The 25,005-nt window shown below is 62.3% G+C and carries 17 protein-coding genes and 1 pseudogene; 6 read left to right on the forward strand and 12 right to left on the reverse strand.

Annotation, left to right across the window (positions count from 1 at the left end; all coding sequences use genetic code 11):
- Positions 1–34 precede the first annotated feature (34 nt).
- The 12 genes and pseudogenes from SOP85_RS07910 to SOP85_RS07965 all read right to left on the reverse strand — a co-directional run bounded on the left by SOP85_RS07910 (position 35) and on the right by SOP85_RS07965 (position 12,311).
- Complete coding sequence (locus SOP85_RS07910) at positions 35–1,063, reverse strand: HAD family hydrolase (protein WP_323626603.1); 1,029 nt, start codon at positions 1,061–1,063, stop codon at positions 35–37.
- The gene (locus SOP85_RS07915; RefSeq protein WP_323626604.1) at positions 1,060–2,487 is read right to left on the reverse strand and encodes a hypothetical protein; all 1,428 of its coding nucleotides are present in this window, start codon (positions 2,485–2,487) and stop codon (positions 1,060–1,062) included. Before SOP85_RS07915 ends, SOP85_RS07910 begins: the two co-directional genes overlap by 4 nt.
- A complete protein-coding gene (locus SOP85_RS07920) occupies positions 2,484–4,064 on the reverse strand; it encodes a VWA domain-containing protein (RefSeq protein ID WP_323626605.1) in 1,581 nt (526 codons plus the stop codon). Before SOP85_RS07920 ends, SOP85_RS07915 begins: the two co-directional genes overlap by 4 nt.
- 1 nt (position 4,065) lies before the next feature.
- Positions 4,066–5,058 (reverse strand): vWA domain-containing protein, encoded by a 993-nt coding sequence (locus tag SOP85_RS07925; RefSeq protein ID WP_323626606.1) that lies wholly within the window; start codon positions 5,056–5,058, stop codon positions 4,066–4,068.
- Complete coding sequence (locus tag SOP85_RS07930) at positions 5,045–5,620, reverse strand: DUF4381 domain-containing protein (RefSeq protein ID WP_323626607.1); 576 nt, start codon at positions 5,618–5,620, stop codon at positions 5,045–5,047. The genes SOP85_RS07925 and SOP85_RS07930 overlap by 14 nt, the downstream gene beginning before the upstream one ends.
- Positions 5,617–6,552 carry a DUF58 domain-containing protein gene (locus SOP85_RS07935; protein ID WP_323626609.1) on the reverse strand — a complete coding sequence of 312 codons (936 nt, stop codon included), beginning with the start codon at positions 6,550–6,552 and terminating at the stop codon, positions 5,617–5,619. Before SOP85_RS07935 ends, SOP85_RS07930 begins: the two co-directional genes overlap by 4 nt.
- The gene (locus tag SOP85_RS07940) at positions 6,549–7,529 is read right to left on the reverse strand and encodes an AAA family ATPase (protein WP_323626610.1); all 981 of its coding nucleotides are present in this window, start codon (positions 7,527–7,529) and stop codon (positions 6,549–6,551) included. Before SOP85_RS07940 ends, SOP85_RS07935 begins: the two co-directional genes overlap by 4 nt.
- An 8-nt stretch (positions 7,530–7,537) precedes the next feature.
- On the reverse strand, positions 7,538–8,485 hold the full coding sequence (locus SOP85_RS07945; protein ID WP_323626612.1) for a SphA family protein: 948 nt from the start codon (positions 8,483–8,485) through the stop codon (positions 7,538–7,540).
- A 23-nt stretch (positions 8,486–8,508) separates the two neighbouring features.
- A pseudogene (locus SOP85_RS07950) lies at positions 8,509–9,282 on the reverse strand (DUF1254 domain-containing protein); the annotation flags it as partial.
- 26 nt (positions 9,283–9,308) lie between these two features.
- Positions 9,309–10,760 carry a DUF1254 domain-containing protein gene (locus SOP85_RS07955; protein ID WP_323626614.1) on the reverse strand — a complete coding sequence of 484 codons (1,452 nt, stop codon included), beginning with the start codon at positions 10,758–10,760 and terminating at the stop codon, positions 9,309–9,311.
- A gap of 14 nt (positions 10,761–10,774) precedes the next feature.
- Entirely contained in the window at positions 10,775–11,566 is a 792-nt protein-coding gene (locus SOP85_RS07960) for a hypothetical protein (protein WP_274076948.1), read from the reverse strand.
- A 319-nt stretch (positions 11,567–11,885) separates the two neighbouring features.
- Entirely contained in the window at positions 11,886–12,311 is a 426-nt protein-coding gene (locus SOP85_RS07965) for a YciI family protein (protein WP_323626615.1), read from the reverse strand.
- Positions 12,312–12,865: 554 nt separating this feature from the next.
- On the opposite strand from SOP85_RS07965, the gene tpx reads away from it, so the two are divergent.
- From tpx to SOP85_RS07995, 6 genes are all read left to right on the forward strand, one after another.
- A complete protein-coding gene (tpx, locus tag SOP85_RS07970; RefSeq protein WP_274077334.1) occupies positions 12,866–13,366 on the forward strand; it encodes a thiol peroxidase in 501 nt (166 codons plus the stop codon).
- Between the two features lie 178 nt (positions 13,367–13,544).
- On the forward strand, positions 13,545–14,861 hold the full coding sequence (locus tag SOP85_RS07975) for an MdtA/MuxA family multidrug efflux RND transporter periplasmic adaptor subunit (protein ID WP_274077333.1): 1,317 nt from the start codon (positions 13,545–13,547) through the stop codon (positions 14,859–14,861).
- Positions 14,858–17,962 (forward strand): MdtB/MuxB family multidrug efflux RND transporter permease subunit, encoded by a 3,105-nt coding sequence (locus SOP85_RS07980; RefSeq protein ID WP_323626617.1) that lies wholly within the window; start codon positions 14,858–14,860, stop codon positions 17,960–17,962. Before SOP85_RS07975 ends, SOP85_RS07980 begins: the two co-directional genes overlap by 4 nt.
- Complete coding sequence (locus SOP85_RS07985; protein ID WP_323626618.1) at positions 17,959–21,066, forward strand: efflux RND transporter permease subunit; 3,108 nt, start codon at positions 17,959–17,961, stop codon at positions 21,064–21,066. The genes SOP85_RS07980 and SOP85_RS07985 overlap by 4 nt, the downstream gene beginning before the upstream one ends.
- On the forward strand, positions 21,063–22,526 hold the full coding sequence (locus tag SOP85_RS07990; RefSeq protein WP_274077330.1) for an efflux transporter outer membrane subunit: 1,464 nt from the start codon (positions 21,063–21,065) through the stop codon (positions 22,524–22,526). The genes SOP85_RS07985 and SOP85_RS07990 overlap by 4 nt, the downstream gene beginning before the upstream one ends.
- 377 nt (positions 22,527–22,903) lie before the next feature.
- Entirely contained in the window at positions 22,904–24,985 is a 2,082-nt protein-coding gene (locus SOP85_RS07995) for a putative bifunctional diguanylate cyclase/phosphodiesterase (RefSeq protein WP_323626619.1), read from the forward strand.
- Positions 24,986–25,005: the final 20 nt, after the last annotated feature.

Here is a 25,005-nt window from a genome sequence, read left to right on the forward strand (position 1 = left end):
ACAAACGTTTATTGCAGTCCTGCGTTACGCTTTCTTATTGCACTTGCCCGGCTGTGGCGGCATCGAACGGATAGATCCGGCGCCATTCGGCGGCCATGTCAACGACGGTCCATCCACGTTTGTTTGCTTCGTCCAGCGCCTTGTCCAGCCGGCCGATCTGCGATTGGCGGTCATAGGCCCATTCGCGTTTGGCGTCGGTGTGGTGCACCAGCCCCATGAATCGTTTGCCCGGCCCGGCCGCGGTCCACTGCAGCATCTGCAGGTCGCCGTCGGAGTTGCCGAAGGCGAGAATCGGTCGACGGCCGATCACGGCGTCGATGCTCACCGGTTTGCCCGGCCCGTCATCGTTGTGGGCCAGTTTCGGAGTGCGCAGGATCGATGCCTGGCCATCCTTGTAGTCAAAAGTGGTGACAAATGTGGTGCCGATCACCTGCTCGGGCGGGATGCCGTAGACCTTTTCGGCGAAGGCGCGCATGAAGCCGGTGTCGCCCCCGGAAACGATGTAGGTCTTGAAGTTCTGGCTGCGCAGGTAGTCGAGCATTTCCAGCATCGGCTGGAAGATCATCTCGGTGTAGGGCTTGCCGGTTTTCGGATGGCGGGCCTGGGTCAGCCAGGTCTTGGCGTAGTCGTCGAAGGCTTCGGTGGTCATGCCGGTGTGGGTCGCACCGAAGATTTTCATCATGCCGTCGAGGCCGCTGGCGGCGAGGGCCTTGTGATCGTTTTCCAGCACGGCCTGGAACGGCTGGGTGGTTTTCCACTCCGGGTGCTGCGCTGCGGTGCGCTTGACCTCTTCCAGGGCGAACAGAAACTCGAAGTACATCGGCTGCTCGCTCCACAGGGTGCCGTCGTTATCGAACACGGCGATACGGTCCTCGGGTTTGACGAAGTCCTTGCTGCCCTGATCGGTCACCGCTTGCACGAACTCGATGATGTTCTTTTTTGACGGACCATCATTCCAGGAAGGCAACGGCTCAGCGGCCTGCACCAGCAATGGCAGGCTCAGGGCAAGGGTCAATAGAAACCGGAAACCGTGCAGTTGGCGCAGCGATACGGAGCTCATCATGGGACATCCTTCTCGTGAACGGGGTTGAGTGGTCGCAGTGCGGTAGCGAGTGATTCCTGCTTGTGTTCGTCCAGACTATGCAGCGTAGTCAAGGATTCCTTGAGTTGGTGCAGCGCCTGATCCTTGGTCGGCTGGCGGCCGTAGCACGCACGCAGGAAGGCTTGCAGGCGCGGGCCGAAGCCGGTCAGCTTCAGGCCGTTGCGGCTGCGGCGGGTCCACAGGTACAGGGCGCCCAGTTGTGGCGGTTGGCCATCCAGTTGCGCCGGGATCTGGCGCCAGGCGTAGTCGGGCGATTGCAGCCACGCCGCGTGGCGGGCACGGCGGCGGGCCTGCCAGGCGAGGTGCGCGCGGTGCACATACGGGCGGGCAAACCAGGCGAGCAAAATCACGCCCGACAGCAACGCCAGCAGGCTCAGGGCAACACCCGAGAGGTGCAGGCGATTGCCCTGACCGAGTTTTTTCAGGTCTTCGGTAATCGAGAACACGGGCTTGTAAGCGCTGTTGGCGGCGGCGTCGATGCTTACGGCCGGGACCTGGGCGATGCGGGTCTGCTGGCTGCTGGCGTCAAACCATTTCAGCTCGATGGCCGGCAGGTTGTATTGGCCTTGTTTGTCGATGCGGTAGGTCACGCTGTCGATGCGCTGGCCGCCGGTGAAGTTGCCGCGCCCGTCGTCCAGATTGCTGATTTGCGGGTTTTTCGGGTATCGACTCAGACCGCTGACATCGCCCAGTGAAGGTGTCGGCAGCGACATGGCCAGGGCACCGTCAGCCTGAAGCGTAAGCTCTCGGGTGAGGCTGTCGCCAACTTTGGGCGGCGAGGACGAATCAACGATCTTCTGGCTGAACCGCAGCCCTTGCGCAACCAGCACCGGCTCGCCGGGCTGGAAACCTGGCGGTCGCGTCGCGGTGAAGTGCAGTGGTTGGCTTTGCGCGCTGAGCTCGCTGGTGGCTTGGCCCGGGGTGACCCGCACTGTCAGCGGTGGGATGTCGAAGGCCTGGGCCAGGTTTGGCGTGATCAGGTAGGTGTAGCGCATGCCGTTGAAGGATTTGCCGTCGAGCGTCTGGTTCAGGTGCTCGGCGTGGCCATCGGACGGCATCACCAGTGCGCCGGGCAATTTGAGGTCGGGCAGGGTGGGGGCGCTGGTGAACCAGGTGTCGGTGAGTACGTCCAGGCGCAATTCGACGAGGCTGCCGACCATGGCGGTGTCGGCGGGTTGCAGGGTGGCCTGGACGCGCAGGTCGGGTTCGGCGGCGAGGGTGGTGGTGGAGATCAGCAAGGTGAGCAAGAGGCCGAGTTTTGCGGTGATTGGTCTGACGCCTTCGCGAGCAAGCCCGCTCCCACAGGGGATTTGCGGTGCACATAGATCAAATATGGGAGCGGGCTTGCTCGCGAAGGAGGCGACTCGGTCTTTGAGAATGATCATGGCCTGCCTCCCACCTGATCCTGCAAACTGAACTTCTGTTTCAGGAACTTCGCCGGCGATGTCGTCAGGTTCTGCAACCACTGGGCATCCGACGCCGCCTGTTCGGTCTGCACCTGTTTGCTCTGGCCCTTGCCCGGTGCCTTGTCCATCTTGATTTCGTCGGGTTTGACCTCAGGGTCGTTTTTCTCCGCGTCTTCGGTGTCTTTCTGCAGGGCGATGGCCAGGGCCAGGTTGGCCGTGGCTTCGGGGAACTGCGGCTGCAACTTCAGCGCCTGGTTGTAGGCCGCGATGGCCTGGTCGAACTTGAAGCGGCGCACGTAGATGTTACCCAGGTAGAAATACGCCTGGGGCGTTTCCAGGCGCGCGAAGCTGGCCAGGGCCAAGTCAAAATCGGCGGCGTTGTAGGCGGCGATGCCTTTCCAGTACGGGTCGACGAAATGCGCGGCGGCCTGGGGGAAGTGTTCGTGCTCGAAGGCCCAGCGACCTTGCTGGTCCGGGGTGAAAAATGCATCGGTCAACGCATTGGCTTGTGCCGGTGCCGGTTGATAGCCGATACCGATGGCCAATAAAAGACCGGCCATCCAATTCACACTCCAGCCCTTGCGCACACTGAAAAACGCCAGTAGCAGCAGCGGCCAGCACAACCAGTAACCGGCATCCTTCCAGTGCAGCTCGCGCTGTTCATCGCTGGCCGACTGGAAGTGCTGCTGGGCGTGCAGGTCGACCCAATCCAGGTCGTCGTCATTGAGTGTCAGACTGCCCAGCGGCGCATCCAGGGCTGACGCCAGTTGCTTGAGGGCGGCCTGATCGAAACTGCCCAGCGCCGGGCGACCATTGCTGTCGGTGCGCGGCTGGCCGTTGGCATCGCGGATGATCCCGCCGTCTTGGCTGCCGACCGCGAGGATCAGCACTTGCAGCGCGCTGTCTGCCAGTTGTTTGTCCAGGCCGGCCAGTGCCAAGGTGTCGGCGCCGTCGGTGATCAGCAACAAGGTGCCTGGAGTTTTTTCCGCTGCCAGCAGGCGCTTGGCCTGCTCGATCACCGCGCCGACGTTTTTCCCCGGTTTGCCGATCAGTTCGGTGCCCAGCGCCTGGATGAAGGTGTCGAGCAGGGCCGGATCGTCCGTCGGCGGCAATACCAGATGGGCGCTGCCCGCATAGGCGATCAAAGCATTGCGCGCACCGGCGCGACGCTGGATCAGGTCATGCAGCTTATGCTTGGCCGCTTCCAGGCGACTCGGTTGCACGTCGGTTGCATCCATGGACGGCGACAAGTCAACGGCGATGATCAATGGCGCCCGGTTCTCCAGGAAATCCGGGCGATCCTGTTCCCAGGTCGGCCCGGCGGCGGCAACCGCACCGATCATCAACAGTGCGCAGACCAGATGCACCGGACGCAGCCATTGTTGATCCTGCGGGGTAATCAGCAAGTGCGGCAGCAGGTGTTCGGCGATGTTGCCGCGCAAACGCCGCTGCAAGTCGCGGCTGCGGCGCCAGAGCAGTGGCAGCAACGCGGCGAAGGGCAGCAGCAACAGCCAGAGTGGGCGCAGGAAGTGGAAGTCGCTGAGGTTGATCTCCATCTCAGGCCTCCTGCCGCTGGCGTGCGATGGACAATCGAGGAGATAGCATGGCGATCACGTGATAGAGCGCGAGCAGGGCAATCGCCGCCCCAAGCGGCCACCAGAACAGATCGCGTTTGGGTTGATGGCTGAGGGTTTTCACCTGATGCGGGGTGAGCTGGTCGAGGGTGCTGTAGACCTGATCCAGGGCGTTGCGGTCTTCGGCACGGAAGGACTTGCCTCCCGTCGCCGTGGCGATCTGTTGCAAGCCTTGCAAGTTGACCTTGGCTTCACCGGAAGCCTCGGGGTCGCCAATGCCGATGGTGTGGATCACCACGCCTTTGGCCGCGGCCATTTCGGCTGCGTGATCCGGGGTGATGGCGCTGCTGGTGTCGTTGCCGTCGGTGAGCAAAATCAGCACTTTTTCCTGCTCATGAGCCTGATCGAGCAGTTTCAGGCTCAGGCCAATGGCATCGCCGATCGCCGTGTTGGGGCCGGCCATGCCGATGCCGGTGTCGTCCAGCAACAGCGACAGGCTGGCGTGATCGAGGGTCAAGGGCGCTTGCGGGTACGCGCCGCTGCCGAACACGATCAGGCCCAGGCGATCCTCTTTGCGTTTGTCGATAAAGCCATGCACCACTTCCTTGACCGCGGCCAGGCGATTGATCTGCTGGCCGTTGGCGTCGGTGAAATCGGTGGTTTCCATGGACTGGGAAATGTCGATGGCCAGCATCAGGTCGCGCACCGGTTGCTGGCGCTCGATGGGTTGTTCCACGTACACCGGTCTGGAAGCCGCCAACAGCAACAGCGCCCACACCAACAGGTTCAGCAGCAATTGCCAGTGATTGGTGCGCGTACCGGCCTGGCTCGGCGCCTGGCCGACCGCTCGGCTCATGGCGGCGAAAAAAGGCACACGCACCGCGCTGCGCGCCTCACGGTAATCGGGTAGGTAGCGATAGCCCAGCCATGGCAAGGGCAAAAGCAGTAACAGCCAGGGGTAATCAAGCTGCCACATGGTGATGCTCCACCCAGTGTTTGCAGGTGTTGAACAGTTGCTGGCGCTGCTCGTTGGGCATGGCGCGTAACACGGCATCGGGTGAGTAGGCCAGTTGTGCAAGCTGTTGGCTGAAATCGGCGGGTAGGGGGGCTTTACTGTGCCGTTGCAGGAAGGCCTGCCAATCCGCATTCCCAAGCGCACCGGGACCCTGTAGGAGCTGGCTTGCCAGCGAAGGCGGCCGCCAGAACACTGCACGCCTCAAGGCCCCCTTCGCTGGCAAGCCAGCTCCTACAGGGGATGTGTTCGGCATGGAGATGGCGGTGCGTTTGAGCAATTCTGGAAGCTCGCGCAACGCATTCAGATCGTCACTTCGCTTTTGCAGCTGCGCCAAGCGCACCAGGGCCTCACGCCGATAACGATCACGTCGCCATTGCACATAGCGCCGCGCGCTCAGCAGCACAACCGCCACCACCAACACAGCCAACAACACCCACCAACCCCAGGTCTGCGGCGCGTAGCTGACCGGCGCGGGCAGGGCGATCTCCTTGAGTTGCTCGATGCTCGGCACATTCGGGTTCACCGCCGTGCTCCCGCTCGTTTGCCCAGCTCGGCGCGCAGTTGTTCGTGAGCTTCGGTGGCGGTGCTGAACATCATCAAGGGCACCTGGCTGCGTCGCAGCAGCGTGGCCACGTCCTTGAGCCGACCGCTGAGAAAGTCACCCAACGGCTGGTGCACCTGGCGGCGTTCCACTGCCAGTTCAACCTGCAACTGGCCCTGGGTGATCAGCAGGCGGCCGTTCCTGGGCAGGTTCAGCCCCAGCGGATCGTAGACCTGCATGGCGATCACATCGTTGTGCGCCGCCAGCTGCCGCATCAGCTGCAAGGTGCGCTCGCCCGCGCCGGCAAAGTCGCTGACGATGCAGATCAGATGATCATGCCCGGCCAGCGCCAGGCACCGCTGCAAGACCTTGTCCAACTGGTCTTCGCCTTCGGCGTCGGCATTGGCCGCATTGAGTTCCTGATTCTGCTGGGCGATGCGGCTGCACAAGGCTTCGATGCGCTTGCGGCTGCGCAGGGGTGCGATGCTGTCGATGCGCAGATCGTTGAACACCAGCCCGCCGACCCGATCCCCCGCGTTGAAGACCATCCACGCCGCCAGGGCGCCGAGTTCGGCGGCGACGGCGGATTTGAAGCTGCGTTGCGAGCCGAAAAACATCGACATGCGCTGGTCGACGACGATCAACGCCGGGCGGTCCCGTTCTTCGGTAAAGGTGCGCACCACCGGTTTGCCGGTGCGCAGCGACGCCCGCCAGTCCAGATGACGCAAATCGTCCCCCGGCTGATAGCGGCGCAATTCATCGAAATTCAGGCCACGACCACGCAGGCGCGACGCATGGTTGCCGGCCAGGATGCTGCCTTGAGGTTGGCGGGCAGCAAAACTCAGGTCACGGGCCTTGAACTCCAGCGCCATCAATTGCGCCAGAGAGACATAGACCAGACCGTCGACATTCATGCCGCAATCGCGACTTTGTCGAGCAGACGGTCGAGCACCTGATCGGTCGTTACGCCGTCAGCCACCGCGTCGTAGCTCAGTTGCAGGCGATGGCGCAGCACCGGGTGCACCACGGCGCGCACGTTGTCCGGCGAGACGAAGTCCTGGCCTTGCAGCCAGGCATCGGCGCGGGCGCAGCGATCCAGGCCGATTCCGCCGCGCGGGCTGGCACCGATGTTGATCCAGCGCCCGAGGTCGGCGTCGTAATCGGCCGGGTGGCGGGTGGCATTGATGATGTCGATCAGGTAGCGGTCGATGGCGGGGGACACATGCACCGCACTGACTTCCCGGCGCGCGGCGAAGATCACGTCCTGGGACAGCTCGAAGCCTTGTACCGGCGCAGTCCTGGCACCCAACGCCACTTCTTCCTCGCGCAGCAGGCGCAGCACCTGGCTCTCGTTTTCCGCGCTCGGGTAATCCAGCAGCACCTTCATCAGGAAGCGGTCCATCTGCGCTTCAGGCAGCGGGTAGGTGCCTTCCTGTTCAATGGGGTTTTGCGTTGCGACGACGATGAACAGTTCCGGCAGCGCATGGCTGTTGCCGGCCACGGTGATCTGCCGTTCTTCCATGGCTTCGAGCAGCGCGGCCTGGACCTTGGCCGGGGCGCGGTTGATTTCGTCGGCCAGGATCAGGTTGCCGAACAGCGGCCCCGGCTGGAAGCGGATCTCGTTCTTGCCCTCGACCTGGTGCAGAACCTCGGCGCCGGTAATGTCCGACGGCAGCAGGTCCGGGGTGAACTGGATGCGACTCATCTTCGCGTCCAGGTGTTTGGCCAGCGCCTTCACCGTACGGGTCTTGGCCAGCCCCGGCAGGCTTTCCAGCAGCAGGTGCCCGTTGGCCAGCAGGCCGACGAGAATCTGCCGGATCACCTGGTCCTGGCCGAGCACCGCTTCGGCGATGCTCGCTTGCAGGGCGTTAAGGTCGTTGAGTGCGCTCATGTCTGCTCCTAGAAAAACGCCAGGGTCATGTTGGCGGCGACGCCGTTGCCTTCAGGGCGGTTCTTGGTGTCGAACTCCGGCACCCAACGCAGGCTGAAGTTGGCCTGGGCATCGACGAACTTGCCGGTCCAGCCAATCACCGGGCCGGCACCGACCGAACGCCCGCGAAAGCCACTGCTGGCGCCCGACCCGGAGTCGTCGTTGATCTGCTGGATGTAGCCGGCCGCCATGCCGGCCGCCCAGCCATTGCCGAAACCGTGGGTCCACAGCAAGTCCAGGGTGAAGAGATCGCCGTTCTGATAATCCGTGTCGTCGTTCTCGGTATAGAACTCCAGCCCGCTGGACAGGGTGAACTCGCCGCCCTTGCCGTCGAGATGGGTGAAGGCCACGGTGGGCATGAAGGTGTAGGTGTTCTGCCCGGCGTTGGCCAGGCGATCGACGTCGTAGGCGCCTGTGGGCACGTAGATCGGCAGCGAGAACGAGATGTGGTTGACCTCGTCGAAGTGATAGCCGGCGGCGATCGGCGTTACCAGCATGTCGGCGAACTGGGTGGCCTTGTCCTCGGTGCCCAGGGTGCGGCCACGGGGGCCGGTGATGCTCGCGGTAACGTCGGTGTACTGCACCGGCACGCCGATGGCCGAGGCGTAGTTCCAGCGACCCTTGCCGGTGTCCCAGACATGGGTGAAGTTGGCCATGGTGTAGGACACCTTCATGTCCAGGTCGGTACTGATTGCGCCGCCTATCGGTATCTGCGAGTTGCCCTTGAGATCACCGTCGTACCAGATGCTGGTCAGGGACATCACCCAGCCCGGTTCCGGCGGCACGATCCCGGCATTGGAAAACACTTGTTGCCCGGTGATTGGCCGGCCAACGCCACCCTCGACTGCGAGCACCAGCGGACTACTGCCGACCAGGCATAGCGCTAACAACGAGCGCACTACGTAAGGCTTGATCATGACTTGCTCCGCTTACTGGCTTCGATGCCGATTTTCGCGAAACGCCCGAGCAGGTCTTTTTCCACGTCCTGGGGCGGGGCGAACGACAGCATGAAATTCAGGTAGCGAAACAGGTCCGGGGTGTCGCTCATGGTCGGCGTGGGTTTCGGCCAATCGACCTTCGGCACGGCAGGCGGGGCTTTTTGCTTGTCGTAGTGGCTGAGGGTTTCAACCTTGTAGCCCTTCTGGATCTGCTTGACCTTGGCCAGGTCCTTGTCATCGAACAACTGCGTGCGATACAGCGCGTAGGCGATGTTGCTTTCGCTGCGCAGCAGGCGGTCGATGTTCAGCGGCTGCCGGCCTTGCCAATTGGGGCCGGCAATCATGAAATGGCCGCCGTTGTTGCCGGTGCTGCGGGTGCCCAGGTAGGCGAAGTTCTGCGTGTAGGCGTCAATCAATTGCACCGAGTAATAGCGATGCTCTTCGATGGGCGGCAGGGACAGCACCACCGGTTCGGCGCGCAGGTCCATCCAGACGAAGGAGTAGGGCGTGTCTGCATTCGGCGTGACGAACGCGGTGTCCTTGGCGGTGAATGCCTTGGCGGTGTTGCCGATCTGGTTGAACGGCGCCTTGAAGTTCGGGCTCTGCTTATCCACGGCCTGGGTGTAGAGGGTCTTGTACATCTCCACCACCGGGAAACCGTACAGATAGGCCTCCTTGGCGATGCCCCGGGCTTCTTCCGGGGTGGCGGTGAAATCGGCCCAGGCACTGCTGCTCAAGGTGAGTACAAGGGCGGATAACAGAATGCGGTTATTCATGACACTTCCTTAATGAACACGCGGCGTCATTCCACGGCCGTGATGTCGTCGAGTTTCCAGCTCTTGTCGAAGTAGGCCAGGGTCGGGGCATACAGGCGGAAATAACTGAACCAGTGTTTGCCCGGCAGGGTTTGTACCCAGTTGCTCTCGAAGCCTTTTGGCGGGGTGGGGCCGAAGTACAGGTCTACCGAACCATCGGCGTTCTTTTTCAGATCCTGGCGCGACGACAGGTCGGCCTTGCGCTGCGGGTTGTCGATCAGGCAGCGGCTGTCGATGTCATACACCGTCATCGACCAGAACTGCTTGGCCGGCGGGTTGGCGCCGACGTGCAGGCGATAGCTCTTGGCACCGTCGAGCCAGTTGCCCTTGGCGTCGGTGTAGGCGCCGAGGTAGGTCTGGCCCAGGCCCGGGGTTTTCGAAACCATGCCCTTGGTGTTGGTGACCGCCTCGTAGAACCAGGCACTGCGTTCCCACAGTTGGTCGTAGTAAGCGACGCGCTGGGAAGGGTCGGCGATGTTCAACACCGTGTCCCACTGCCGGTCCGGCCAGTACTGAGCACCGGGAAAGCGCTTGGCGAAAGTGTTGGCCTTGGCAATCAGCTCGCCGACTTGTGCACCTTGTTCCAGGGCCTTGCGCTGGACATCGGTCGGGTTGAACGGTTTGCCCTTCTCGATGCCAAGGCTCGCGAGCATGGCCATGTAGAAGCGATCACGTTCGTTGACCGGTTCTTTCTGGATGATCTGGTGCAAGCGTTCCCAGTAGGCCATGCCCCGTGGCTGGGTGCCGGACCAGGCTTTGCCGCCGGGGGAGAGCAGTTTGGTCTGGCTGGGCTCCGCACGCTTGGCGTAGGGGTACATCCGGAATTGCTCGACCAGTGCCTTGCCCTTGGCCAGGTCGGGGTCGAGCACGCGAAAACCTACCAGCACGTTCATGGTTTGTGACCTGGCCAGGTAATACTGGCCTGCATCGGCCGGTGGTTCGGCACCCGGTGGCAGCACCAGGTATTTGCCGCCCTTGCCTTTGTCCGGGCCGGTCTGGCCCATGTCGATGATCGCCCGTTGCCAGAAATCGCCAATACCACCCGCAGTGGGGCCAGGGGGCAGTTCGATCACGAGCGGCCCGGTTTCATTCAGATCGACGAAACCCAGGATGTAGGGTGTGGTGGCGTTGGCGGTGATGACGCCAAGCTTGTCTTCATAACTGTCGAGCACCATCAGGTCGCCATTGTGCGCGCCCAGCTTGTCGCGGAATTCTTCCTGCCATTGTGCGTAGGACACCAGCGGCAAGGCCCACAGATAACTCTGGGTCGCCTGCTGGAAGTCCAGTTCGGCATAGAGTTTGGCAATGGCGTCATGGGCGGGCAGTTCGCCTTCCATGGCGATCTTGCCGATCCGGGTGTCCAGTTCCTGGGCACCCACTCCGCAACTGACGAACATCGTCATCAGGCTGAAACCGGCTGCGCGAATGGCACCGTGCATAGGCGGGGGATTCCTTATTTACCGAAAGTGGCGTTGAGGCCGACGAACAGGGTGAATTGCGGCATGCCATCGCCTTTTTTCTCGACGGTCCATTGCGGTTCGATGAAGGCGTTGAGGATATTGGACCCGTCCTTCCACACTTTGCCACCACCCAAACCGAGTGGGATGTAGTGGGTGTCGTTCTTCAGGTCGAAGGTCCAGATGCCGGTGGAGCGCAGGTACCAGCCCTTTTCCAGGTTATGGATGATGAAGGGCTGCATCGTTGCGCTTTCGACGTTGGGCCGGTCGTGGTCGCCGGCGAACGAGCTCTGGTATTGCACCAGCGCGCCCAACAGGCCGCGGGGTGAAGAGTCGATCGCAACCGCGGCCAGACCGGCTTGCCATTTGCCGGTACCGAGCTCGTCCTGGTCGGCAGTGGGGGCGGTGATCATCGGGCCGATGCCCAACTGCACGCCTTCGGTCTTCACCAGGAAAATATCGAACAGGTTCAGGTCACCTTCGCCGGTGCTGTAGCCACTGTTCGGGTCCGGGTGGGTACTGATCGGCGCCGTGGCGCGTATCAACTGCGGCACGCTAATGTAGTCGTTGGGCGCAATCGGCAGGGTGCCGCGTATCAGCAGGTCATTGGTATGGATGTTGGTGTCGTAGTACTTCGGGGTGTAGTAGTCCTGAGCGCTCATGCCCGGCGCGAAATTCAGCGGGTTGTTGCTTTTGTTGGCGGTCTCGGCGTTGTCCGCCTGGGCGCAAACAACAGGCGCGAGCAAGGTCGCCAAAAAAAAGGCGCGCGTCCCCGGTTTGTTCAACATGATTCCCCGATTCCTTGGTGGCTCATTTGGATGACTCGGCACTTGGCGGCCGTTACTGCGTAAGCTCTTTCCTATCAGCCTGTAGGATATGTCTGTAGACGCTAGCAGTTAACCAGCGATTCGCTAGTCGAAGGGGTTAATTCTTTGGTTTTGTGTGCGGGTTCGTATTAATTTTGTGTACTAAAAGGTTGATACAAATCAGGGGGTTGCGGGGAGTAATTAGAAGCTGGCGTATTGGGGCGCGCTTTGGTGGCAAGGCTCGCGCCTGCAAGAGGTTGCTACCTGCAGGCGCGAGGCGTCTGGGTATTTGCTGTAACCTTCAGCTCTTTTTCCCCTGCCCGAACGCCCGCTCTTCCTGCTCGCGCAACTCCGGTGTCAACTCTTCGCCGAAATCCTCCAATTCGAATACCTGGCGAATCTCGATCTCGGCTTCGGTGCCTGGCATCGGGTTGGGGCAACGCTTGACCCATTCGATGGCTTCTTCTTTGGACTTCACTTGCCACAGCCAGAAACCGGCGATCAGTTCCTTGGTTTCGGCGAAGGGGCCGTCGATTACCTTGCGTTTGTCACCGGAGAAACGCACGCGGGTGCCTTTGCTGCTCGGCTGCAGGCCTTCGCCGGCGAGGAGGATGCCGGCCTTGGCCAGTTCCTCGTTGTAGTTGCCCATGGCGGTCAGCAGTTCGGTGCTGGGCATGATGCCGGCTTCGGAGTCCTGGCTGGCTTTGATGATGATCATGAAACGCATGGTGGAGTCTCCGTTGGATTTGGATGGTTCAGTTATAGTCGAACGATCACCAGCCAAATCGACAGCGGTATTGCGATAAACTTATGAATACCCAGCTCCCAAATGTGATCGGGGCGCATACAAGTTCAATGCAAGGCAAGAACCTCTGTAGGAGCTGGCTTGCCAGCGATAGCGGTCTAACATCCAGCATCGATGTCGACTGACCCGGCGCCTTCGCTGGCAAGCCAGCTCCTACAGTTGATCGGGGCGCACACAAATTCAATGCCAGGCAAGGAACCCGTGATCGGGTCGTACACAAATGCCGTGCCTGGCGAAGAACCCTGTAGGAGCTGGCTTGCCAGCGATAGCGGTCTGACAGCTGGCATCAATGTCGACTGACGCGGCCCATCGCTGGCAAGCCAGCTCCAGGGGGCAGGATTGGGTCGCCAGTTGTATGCGACTTCGTGCGCCGACACATGACAATTTATGTTTGGCCATAGGTCGTCGGACAATTTCGTGGTTAACTTCTGCCTCTTCAAAATTCTCCACCACCAACGTTCAGAAGGACTCCGTTCATGGCTCAAGTCACTCTTAAAGGCAACCCGGTTCAAGTCAACGGCCAACTGCCACAAGCCGGTTCCAAGGCGCCAGCCTTTTCCCTGGTGGCCGGCAATCTGTCCGACGTCACCCTGCAAGACTTCGCCGGCAAGCGCAAAGTGCTGAACATCTTCCCAAGCGTCGATACCCCGACCTGCGCCACTTCCGTGCGCAAGTTCAACGCCCAGGCCAACGATGTCGCCAACACCGTGGTGCTGTGCATCTCCGCTGACCTGCCGTTCGCCCAGGCTCGCTTCTGCGGTGCCGAAGGCCTGGAAAACGTGCAGAACCTGTCGACCCTGCGCGGTGCCGAGTTCATCGAGAACTACGGCGTGGCCATTGCTGACGGCCCACTCAAAGGCCTGACCGCCCGTGCCGTGGTGGTACTGGACGAAAACGACAACGTGCTGCACAGCGAGCTGGTCAAGGAAATCGCTGAAGAACCTAACTACGAAGCCGCGCTCGCCGCTCTGAAGTAAGTAAAGCATTACAATTGTTAACGGCCTGGCCCTGTCCAGGCCGTTTTCATTTGTGTTTCAGTATGTTGGATATCTCTCCTGTTACGTAAGCCGAAGGTAAATTGCCGGTAAAGGCGCTTTGCTTATGACCCACCAGTGCTTATCGTTCAGCCTCATGTAAAACAAGCCCACGCGCCCAATGGTTGATCACTCAATGCAATCCTCCGCTTCCCGTAGTCCTCGTCGCTGGCTGTTTGGCCTGCTTGTCCTGTTGGTCATCGCCGCCCTGTGCTGGAAATTCTGGCCGGGCAGCGCTGCGCCGAAAGAGGGTGCGGGGCAAAAAGCCGTGGCCGGGCACACCGGCAGGTCAGGCGGGATGCGGCCGGGGTTTGGCGGCGCGGCAGGGCCTGTGCCGGTGCGTGTGGCGCCGGCGGTCACGGGGGATTTCCCGCTGTATTACAAGGCGCTGGGCACGGTGACGGCGCTGAACACCATCAACGTGCGCAGCCGTGTCGGTGGTGAGTTGATGAAGATCTATTTCGAGGAAGGGCAGATGGTCAAGGCGGGCGACCTGCTGGCTGAAATAGACCCGCGTCCCTACCAGAACGCCTTGCTCCAGGCTGAAGGCACCTTACTGCAGAACCAGGCACAGTTGAAAAACGCCCAGGTGGATGTCGAGCGCTATACCGGCCTGTACCGCGAGGACAGCATCGCCAAGCAAACCCTGGACACCGCCGTGGCACTGGTCGGTCAGTACCTGGGTACGGTCAAGACCAACCAGGCGGCGGTCAACGACGCCAAGCTCAATCTCGAATTCACCCGGATCCGCGCACCCATTGCCGGGCGTGTCGGCCTGCGCCAGCTGGACGTCGGCAACCTGGTGGCGGCCAACGACACCACGGCGCTGGCAATCATCACCCAGACCCAACCCATCAGCGTGGCCTTCACCTTGCCGGAAAACAGCCTCGACGTGGTGCTGGCCCGCTATCGCAGCGGTGCCAAGCTGCCGGCCGAGGCCTGGGATCGTGGCGACACCAAGCTGCAGGCCACCGGCGTGCTGCAGAGCCTGGACAACCAGATCGATGTCACCACCGGCACCCTGAAATTCAAGGCGCGCTACGAAAATCGCGACCAGGCGCTGTTCCCCAATCAGTTCGTCAATGTGCGCCTGCTGGCGGACACCCTCAAAGGCGTGGTGCTCGCGCCATCCGCAGCGATCCAGTTCGGCACCAATGGCACCTTCGTCTATGCCCTGGACGGCGACAAGAAGGTCAAGATCCGTCAGTTGAAGATCGGTGCCAGCGACGGCGAGAACACCGTGGTCACCGAAGGCCTGTCCGCCGGTGATCGGGTGGTGCTGGAGGGCACCGACCGCCTCAAGGACGGCAGCGATGTGGAAGTGGTCAACGACCCGCAGCAAGTGCCGACCAACCCCGCCGGCCACCTGCAGGGCAAATCGGCGGCCACCACGACTGAACCGGCACCTGCCAACAAGGCGAAAAAGGGCGGCGCATGAATCTCTCGCGGCTGTTCATCCTTCGCCCGGTTGCGACCACCCTGAGCATGCTGGCCATTATCCTGGCCGGCGTGATCGCCTATCGCCTGCTGCCGGTGTCGGCCTTGCCCCAGGTCGATTACCCGACCATTCGCGTCATGACCCTGTATCCCGGCGCCAGCCCGGATGTCATGACCAGCGCCGTGACCGCGCCGCTCGAGCGCCAGTTCGGGCAGATGCCCGGTCTGACCCAGATGGCGTCCACCAGCTCCGGCGGCGCCTCGGTGCTGACCCTGCGTTTCAGCCTCGACATCAACATGGACGTCGCCGAGCAACAGGTGCAGGCGGCGATCAACGCCGCGACCAACCTGCTGCCCAAGGATTTGCCGGCACCGCCGGTGTACAACAAGGTCAACCCGGCCGATACCCCGGTGCTGACCCTGGCAATCACCTCCAAGACCATGCTGTTGCCCAAGCTCAACGACCTGGTCGACACCCGCATGGCGCAGAAAATCGCCCAGATCAGCGGCGTCGGCATGGTCAGCATTGCCGGTGGCCAGCGCCAGGCGGTGCGGATCAAGGTCAACCCCGAGGCCCTGGCGGCCAACGGCCTGAACCTGTCGGACGTGCGCACCCTGATCGGCGCCTCCAACGTCAACCAGCCAAAAGGCAACTTCGATGGCCCGACCCGGGTGTCGATGCTCGATGCCAACGATCAACTGACCTCGCCCAAGGATTACGCCAACCTGATCCTGGCCTACGCCAACGGCGCGCCGTTGCGGCTCAAGGACGTGGCGGAAATCGTCGACGGCGCCGAGAACGAACGCCTGGCGGCCTGGGCCAATGAAAACCAGGCGGTGTTGCTGAACATCCAGCGCCAGCCAGGGGCCAACGTGATCGAAGTGGTGGACCGGATCAAGGCCTTGCTGCCGAGCATCACCGACAACCTGCCGGCCGGCCTCGATGTCACCGTGCTGACCGACCGCACCCAGACCATTCGCGCCTCGGTCACCGACGTGCAGCACGAACTGCTGATCGCCATCGCCCTGGTGGTGATGGTCACCTTCCTGTTCCTGCGCCGGGCCAGCGCCACGATCATTCCGTCGGTGGCCGTGCCGCTGTCGTTGATCGGCACCTTCGGCGTGATGTACCTGGCCGGCTTTTCGGTCAACAACCTGACCCTGATGGCCCTGACCATCGCCACCGGCTTCGTGGTGGATGATGCGATCGTGATGCTGGAGAACATTTCCCGGTTCATCGAAGAGGGCGACAGCCCATTGAACGCGGCGCTCAAGGGCGCCAAGCAGATCGGCTTCACCCTGATTTCCCTGACCCTGTCGCTGATCGCCGTGCTGATCCCGTTGCTGTTCATGGCCGATGTGGTGGGGCGGCTGTTCCGCGAATTCGCGATCACCCTGGCGGTGGCGATCCTGATTTCCCTGGTGGTGTCCCTGACCCTGACGCCGATGATGTGCGCGCGATTGCTCAAGCGCGAGCCAAAGGAAGAAGAGCAAGGCCGTTTCTACCGCGCCAGCGGTGCAGCAATTGATTGGATGATCGCGGCTTACGGGCGAAAGTTAAAGTGGGTTCTCAAGCACCAGCCGCTGACGCTGATGGTGGCCATTGGCACCTTGGCGCTGACGGTGTTCCTGTACATGGTGGTGCCCAAGGGCTTTTTCCCGGTGCAGGACACCGGGGTGATCCAGGGCATTTCCGAAGCACCGCAGTCGATTTCCTTCGCCGCGATGAGCGAGCGGCAGCAGGAGCTGGCCAAGGTGATCCTGGCGGATCCGGCGGTCGAGAGCCTGTCGTCCTACATCGGCGTCGACGGCGACAACTCGACGCTCAACAGCGGTCGGTTGCTTATCAACCTCAAGTCCCACAGCGACCGCGACCTGAGCGCCACTGAAGTGATCGCGCGCTTGCAGCCTGAGATGGACAAACTGGTGGGCATCCGCCTGTTCATGCAACCGGTGCAGGACCTGACCATCGAAGATCGGGTCAGCCGCACGCAGTACCAGTTCAGCATGTCGTCGCCCGATTCCGAACTGCTCAGCCTGTGGAGCGGGCGTCTGGTCGATGCCCTGGCCCAACGGCCGGAGCTGACCGACGTCGCCAGCGACTTGCAGGACAAGGGCTTGCAGGTCTACCTGGTGATCGACCGCGACGCCGCGTCGCGGGTCGGGGTGTCGGTGTCGAACATCACCGACGCGCTGTACGACGCCTTCGGGCAGCGGCAGATTTCCACGATCTACACCCAGGCCAGCCAATACCGCGTGGTGTTGCAATCGCAGTCCGGCGAGAAGATTGGCCCGCAGGCGCTGGACCAGATCCACGTCAAGACCACCGACGGCGGGCAGGTGCGCCTGTCCAGCCTGGCGCATATCGAAGAGCGCCAGGCGCAACTGGCGATCACCCACATCGGCCAGTTCCCGGCGGTGATGATGTCGTTCAACCTCGCCCCCGGCGTGGCGCTGGGGCATGCGGTAGAGATCATCGAGCAGGTACAGCAGGACATCGGCATGCCGATTGGCGTGCAGACCCAGTTCCAGGGCGCGGCCGAGGCCTTCCAGGCGTCGCTGTCGAGCACCTTGCTGCTGATCCTGGCGGCGGTGGTGACCATGTACATCGTGCTGGGCGTGCTCTACGAGAGCTACATCCACCCGATCACCATTCTCTCGACCTTGCCCTCGGCGGCGGTCGGCGCCTTGCTGGCGTTGATCCTCAGCGGCAATGACCTGGGGATGATCGCGATCATCGGCATCATCCTGCTGATCGGCATCGTCAAGAAGAACGCGATCATGATGATCGACTTCGCCCTCGACGCCGAACGCAACCAGGGCATGGACCCGGAAACGGCGATCTATCAGGCGGCATTGTTGCGTTTCCGGCCGATCCTGATGACCACCCTGGCAGCCTTGTTCGGCGCGGTGCCGTTGATGCTGGCCACCGGTTCCGGCGCGGAATTGCGGCAACCCTTGGGTCTGGTGATGGTCGGCGGCTTGCTGTTGAGTCAGGTCCTGACCCTGTTCACCACACCGGTGATCTATCTGTATTTCGACCGTCTCGGTCGGCGCTGGGGTCGTAAGCCTGAAGCCGTGGAAGCGGTAGAGCAGCCATGAACCTCTCCGGTCCTTTCATCAAGCGCCCGGTGGCAACCATGTTGCTCAGCCTGGCGATCATGCTGCTGGGCGGCGTGAGTTTCGGCCTGTTGCCGGTCTCGCCGTTGCCGCAGATGGACTTCCCGGTGATCGTGGTCCAGGCCAGCCTGCCTGGCGCCAGCCCGGAAGTCATGGCTTCCACCGTGGCCACGCCGCTGGAACGTTCCTTCGGCGCCATCGCCGGGGTCAATACCATGAGTAGCCGCTCCAGCCAGGGCTCGACCCGGGTCATCCTGCAATTCGACCTGGACCGCGACATCAACGGCGCGGCGCGGGAAGTGCAGGCGGCGATCAACGCCTCGCGCAACCTGCTGCCCAGCGGTATGCGCAGCATGCCGACCTACAAGAAGGTCAACCCGTCCCAGGCGCCGATCATGGTGTTGTCGTTGACCTCGGACGTGCTGGAAAAAGGCCAGCTCTATGACCTGGCGTCGACCATCCTGTCCCAGAGCCTGTCGCAAGTGCAGGGCGTCGGCGAAGTGCAGATCGGCGGCAGCTCCCTGCCAGCGGTGCGCATCGAGCTCGAACCCCACGCGCTCAACCAATACGGCGTGGCCCTGGACGATGTGCGCAACACCATCGCCAATGCCAACGTGCGCCGGCCCAAGGGCTCGGTGGAGGATGGCCAGCGACTGTGGCAGGTGCAGGCCAACGACCAGCTGGAAAAGGCCAAGGACTACGAGTCGCTGATCATCCACTACGCGGACGGTGCCGCCCTGCGCCTGAAGGACGTGGCCAAGGTCAGCGACGGCGTCGAGGACCGCTACAACAGTGGCTTCTTCAACGACGATGCGGCGGTGCTGCTGGTGATCAACCGCCAGGCCGGGGCCAACATCATCGAGACGGTCAACGAGATCAAGGCCCAGTTACCGGCGTTGCAGGCCGTACTGCCGGCCAGCGTCAAGCTGAACCTGGCCATGGACCGCTCGCCGGTGATCAAGGCCACGTTGCACGAAGCGGAAATGACCCTGCTGATCGCCGTGGCGCTGGTGATCCTGGTGGTGTTCCTGTTTCTCGGCAACTTCCGCGCCTCGCTGATCCCGACCCTGGCGGTGCCGGTGTCGCTGGTCGGCACCTTTGCCGTGATGTACCTCTACGGTTTCTCGCTGAACAACCTGTCGCTGATGGCGTTGATCCTGGCCACCGGGCTGGTGGTGGACGATGCCATCGTGGTGCTGGAGAACATCTCCCGGCACATCGACGCGGGGGTGCGGCCGATGAAGGCGGCGTACCTCGGCGCCCAGGAAGTCGGCTTCACCTTGCTGTCGATGAACGTCTCGCTGGTGGCGGTGTTCCTGTCCATCCTGTTCATGGGCGGGATCATCGAGAGCCTGTTCCGCGAATTCTCCATCACCCTGGCGGCGGCGATCGTGGTGTCGCTGGTGGTCTCGCTGACCCTGACGCCGATGCTCTGTGCCCGCTGGCTCAAGCCACACACACCGGGCCAGGAAAACCGTTTGCAGCGCTGGAGCCGGCGAGCCAACGACTGGATGGTCGGCAAATACGCCACCAGCCTCGACTGGGTGCTGCGTCACAAGCGCCTGACACTGCTCAGTCTGTTTGTGACAATTGGCGTTAACGTTGCGTTGTATATCGTTGTTCCTAAAACGTTTCTTCCTCAGCAGGACACCGGTCAGTTGATCGGTTTCGTGCGCGGCGACGATGGTCTGTCGTTCAGCGTGATGCAGCCGAAAATGGAGGTCTTCCGCCGCGCCGTGCTCAAGGACGAGGCGGTGGAAAGCGTCGCCGGATTCATCGGAGGCACCAACGGCACCAACAACGCGTTCATGCTGGTGCGCCTGAAACCGATCAAGGAGCGCAGTATTTCCGCGCAAAAGGTCATCGAACGCCTGCGCAAGGAAATGCCCAAGGTCGCCGGCGCGCAACTGATGCTGATGGCCGACCAGGACCTGCAGTTTGGCGGTGGCCGCGAACAGACTTCGTCGCAGTACTCCTACATCCTGCAAAGCGGGGATCTGGGCGCGTTGCGCGAGTGGTATCCGAAAGTGGTGACCGCCCTCAAGGCGCTGCCCGAACTGACCGCGATCGATGCCCGCGAAGGGCGGGGTGCCCAGCAGGTGACGCTGATCGTCGACCGCGACCAGGCCAAGCGCCTTGGGGTGGACATGGACATGGTCACGGCGGTGCTCAACAACGCCTACAGCCAGCGCCAGATCTCGACCATCTACGACAGCCTCAACCAGTATCAGGTGGTGATGGAGGTCAATCCGAAGTACGCCCAGGACCCGATCACGCTCAAGCAGGTGCAGGTGATCACCGCGGACGGCGCGCGGATACCGCTGTCGACCATCGCCCATTACGAGAACAGCCTGGCAGACGACCGGGTCAGCCACGAAGGCCAGTTCGCCTCGGAAAGCATTGCCTTCGACATGGCCGAAGGCGTGACCGTGGAGCAGGGCAGTGCCGCCATCGAGCGGGCCATTGCCTCGGTGGGACTGCCCGAAGACGTCATTGCGAAAATGGCCGGCACCGCCGATGCCTTTGCCGCGACCCAGAAGAGCCAGCCATGGATGATCCTCGGCGCGCTGGTGGCGGTGTACCTGGTGCTGGGCGTGCTGTATGAAAGCTACATTCATCCGCTGACCATTCTCTCGACCTTGCCTTCGGCGGGTGTCGGCGCGCTGTTGTCGATTTATGCCCTGGGCGGTGAGTTCAGCCTGATCTCATTGCTTGGCCTGTTCCTGCTGATCGGCGTGGTGAAGAAAAACGCCATCCTGATGATCGACCTGGCGTTGCAGCTCGAGCGCCATCAGGGCATGGCACCGCTGGAGTCGATTCGCAATGCCTGCCTGCAACGTTTGCGGCCGATCCTGATGACCACCCTGGCCGCGATCCTCGGCGCCTTGCCGCTGTTGCTGAGCCGCGCCGAAGGGGCGGAAATGCGCCAGCCGCTGGGCCTGACCATCATCGGCGGGCTGATCTTCAGCCAGGTGCTGACCCTTTACACCACCCCGGTGGTTTACCTCTATCTCGACAAACTGCGCCATCGCTTCAACCGCTGGCGTGGGGTGCGTACCGATGCTGCCCTGGAAACTCCGCTATGACTGACCGTTCGCTGTTCAACCTGGCTACACCGCTGATCACCGCCCGTGGCTCGCGCTTGCTGAGCCTGTCGCTGTGCGTGGCGATGCTCAGTGCCTGCGCCGTCGGCCCGGATTACCAGCGCCCGCAAACCGCGGAACCTGCGCAGTACAAGGAAGCGGCCGGCTGGCGCCAGGCCAATCCGAGCGATTCCCTGGCTCGCGGTGCGTGGTGGGAGCTGTACGGCGATCAGCAACTCAATGGCCTGATCGACAAGCTCAACAGCGCCAACCAGACCGTCGCCCAGTCCGAAGCCCAGTACCGCCAGGCCCAGGCCCTGGTGCGCAGCGCCCGGGGTGCGTTTTTTCCGACGGTGGACCTGACCCTGGGGAAAAACCGCTCCAGCCAGGGCACCGGCAGCAGCAGCTCCAGCCTGACCAGTTCCTCCAGTGGGATTCGTGACACCTACACCGCCCAGGCCGGGGTCAGTTGGGAAGCGGATGTCTGGGGCAAGTTGCGCCGCGGGCTGGAAGCCGATACCGCCAATGCCCAGGCGAGTTTTGCCGACCTGGCGGCGATGCGCTTGAGCCAGCAGTCGGAACTGGTGCAGAACTACCTGCAATTGCGGGTGATCGACGAGCAGAAACGTTTACTTGAGGCGACCGTCGCGGCCTACCAGCGCTCGCTGAAGATGACCGAAAACCAGTACCGCGCCGGGGTTTCCGGCAAGGACGCGGTGGCCCAGGCGCAGACGCAACTCAAGGGCACCGAGGCGGACATGGTCGACCTGATCTGGCAACGCGCCCAATTGGAAAACGCCATCGCCGTGCTGATCGGCTTGCCGCCGGCCGAATTCAGCCTGGCGGAAACCCAGACCATCCCGGCCTTGCCGGCGGTGCCATTGAGCCTGCCTTCGCAACTGCTGGAACGCCGCCCCGACATCGCCTCGGCCGAGCGCTCGGTCATCGCCGCCAACGCCAACATCGGGGTGGCCAAGGCCGCTTATTACCCGGACCTGACCCTGAGTTTGAACGGCGGTTACAGCAGCAGCACCTCGAAAGACCTGTTCAGCCTGCCGAACCGTTTCTGGTCGGTCGGCCCGCAACTGGCCATGACCTTGTTCGACGGCGGCCAGCGGTCGGCGGAAGTGGACCGCAGTGAAGCGGCCTACGACGAAACCGTGGCCAAATACCGCCAGACCGTGCTCGACGGCTTCCGCGAAGTGGAGAACTACCTGGTCCAGCTCAAGGTGCTGCAGGACGAAGCCGTGGTACGCCAACAGGCGCTGGACGCGGCCCGCGAGTCGTTGCGCCTGACCGAGAACCAGTACAAGGCGGGGGTGATCGCGTACCTGGATGTGGTGGTGGTCCAGGCCGCGGCATTGAGCAATGAACGCAGCACCCTGGACCTGCTGCAGAGCCGCCTGATTGCCAGTGTGCAGCTGATTGCGGCGCTGGGTGGCGGATGGGACGGTCAACTGTAGGAGCTGCCGCAGGCTGCGATCCTTTGATCTTGATTTTTAAAGGCAACGTCAAGAGATCGCAGCCTGCGGCAGCTCCTACAGGGGGGTGTGTTATGCCACAAGATCTATGTATCACCGCAAAACCTGTAGGAGCTGGCTTGCCAGCGAAGACGGCCGAAAGACTGGCGCAAGGGTCGAGGACGCCTTCGCCGGCAAGCCGGCTCCTACAGGGGACACGAGTGTGGACGGAGTTAATGTAAAACCTTAAAACAAGCGTTTCATCGCCTTGCTGGCCTTTTGCTCATTTTGTGAGTGCGTTCTCATTTGGAATCAGTACAATCGCCGGATTTATACCTCCGAGAACGGAAGCAGTACGGGGGTGATAACGAGACATCTTCATGTTCATCGGTAGTTACTCCCCAACGCTGGTAATTATTTCGCTTTGCGTGGCCATCCTCGCCTCTTACACCGCACTGGACCTGACCGGGCGCATTGCCACGGCCAAGGGCCGGGCGGTGCATTGGTGGACGGCAGGCGGGGCGTTTGCCATGGGCGTCGGGGTGTGGTCGATGCATTTCATCGGCATGCTTGCGTTCAAGTTGCCTATCGACCTGGGATACGACCTTCCCATCACCTTGCTGTCACTGCTGATCGGCATCCTGTCCTGCGGTTTCGCCCTGTGGCTGGTCAGCCAGGCGCGGTTGCCGGCCTGGCAGCTGGCGTTCGGTGCGCTGGTCATGGGTGCCGGGATCAGTGCCATGCATTACACCGGCATGGCGGCCATGCGCATGCAGCCGGGCATCGATTACGACCCGACGCTGTTCGGCGCGTCGCTGTGCATAGCGGTTGGCGCCTCGGGCGCTGCACTCTGGATTGCGTTCCGCCTGCGCCAGCACACACCTTATGTGCGCCTGATCCGTGGTGGCGCGGCGGTGATCATGGGCATTGCCATCGTCGGCATGCACTACACTGGCATGGCCGCCGCGCAATTTCCTGAGGGCAGTTTTTGCGGCGCAGCCGTCAATGGCTTGCGCGGCAATGGCCTCGACAACCTGGTCCTGATCACCACCCTGGCGGTATTGTGCATCGCCTTGCTGACCTCGATCCTCGATGCGCGCCTGGAAGCCCGGACCGCCAACCTTGCCCAGTCGTTGACCGAGGCCAATCGCGAACTGACCCAACTGGCCCTGCACGACACGCTGACCGGCCTGCCCAATCGCGTGTTGCTGGCCGATCGCATCGATCAGGGCATGTCCAGGGTCGACACCGAGGGGGGATGTCTGGCGTTGATGTTCATCGATCTCGATGGCTTCAAACCGGTCAATGACGCCTTCGGTCACCACATGGGTGACCAGTTGCTGCGCGAAGTCAGCCTGCGCCTGCGCGAGGATCTGCGTGGCCAGGACACCCTGGCGCGCATCGGCGGCGATGAGTTCGTGCTGCTGGTGCAATTGAGCGAGCCGGACGACGCGATGAACCTCGCGGCCCGCCAGGTCAGCCTGATCGGCCGTTCGTTCCGGGTGGCCGATCATGATTTGCAGATCTCCGCCAGCGTCGGCATCGCGCTGTATCCGGGCAATGGCCAGACCGCTCACGAATTGCTGATGAACGCCGATGCGGCGATGTATCACGCCAAGGGCACGGGCAAGAACGGCTACAGCTTTTTCGATGCCTCGATGAACAGCAACGCGCGCAAGCAGCTGCAATTGCTCCAGGACCTGCGCAATGCCGTGGAGCAGAAAGAGTTCAGCCTGCACTACCAGCCCAAGTTCGATGCCAACAACGGCCGCCCGGTGGGCGCCGAAGCGTTGTTGCGCTGGGAGCACCCGACCCAGGGCATGCTGTTGCCGGACAAATTCATCGAACTGGCGGAGAAGACCGGGCTGATCATTCCTATCGGTGAGTGGGTGCTCAACGAAGCCTGCCGCCAGATGCGCGAATGGTATGTGCTGGGCTACACCGATTGGCGCATCGCGGTGAACCTCTCGGCCTTGCAGTTCTGCCATGTGGGCCTGGTGCAGAGCGTCGCCAAGGCGCTGGCCACGCACCGTTTGCCAGCCAACAGCCTGACTCTGGAAATCACTGAAACCACGGCCATGAGCGATGCCGATGCGAGCATGACGGTGTTGCAGGAGCTGTCGGACATGGGCGTTGACCTGTCCATCGATGATTTTGGTACCGGTTACTCGAGCTTGATGTACCTCAAGCGCCTGCCGGCCAACGAGCTGAAGATCGACCGCGGTTTTGTACGCGACCTGGAGCGTGACAGCGATGACGCCGCGATCGTATCGGCCATCGTCGCCCTCGGCCAGGCACTGGGCTTGCGGATCGTCGCCGAAGGCGTGGAAACGGGCTCGCAGCAGGACTTCCTGACCCAGCTCGGTTGCGATTCGTTGCAGGGTTATCTGCTGGGGCACCCGTTGCCAGCCGAACGCTTCATGAAAGAAATCCACCGCGCCGAGCAGTTGGCCTTGGCTTGATCCGGCCGGACCGATGAGGG

Source organism: Pseudomonas sp. YuFO20 (genome assembly GCF_035064975.1).
GTDB lineage: Bacteria > Pseudomonadota > Gammaproteobacteria > Pseudomonadales > Pseudomonadaceae > Aquipseudomonas > Aquipseudomonas putida_AE.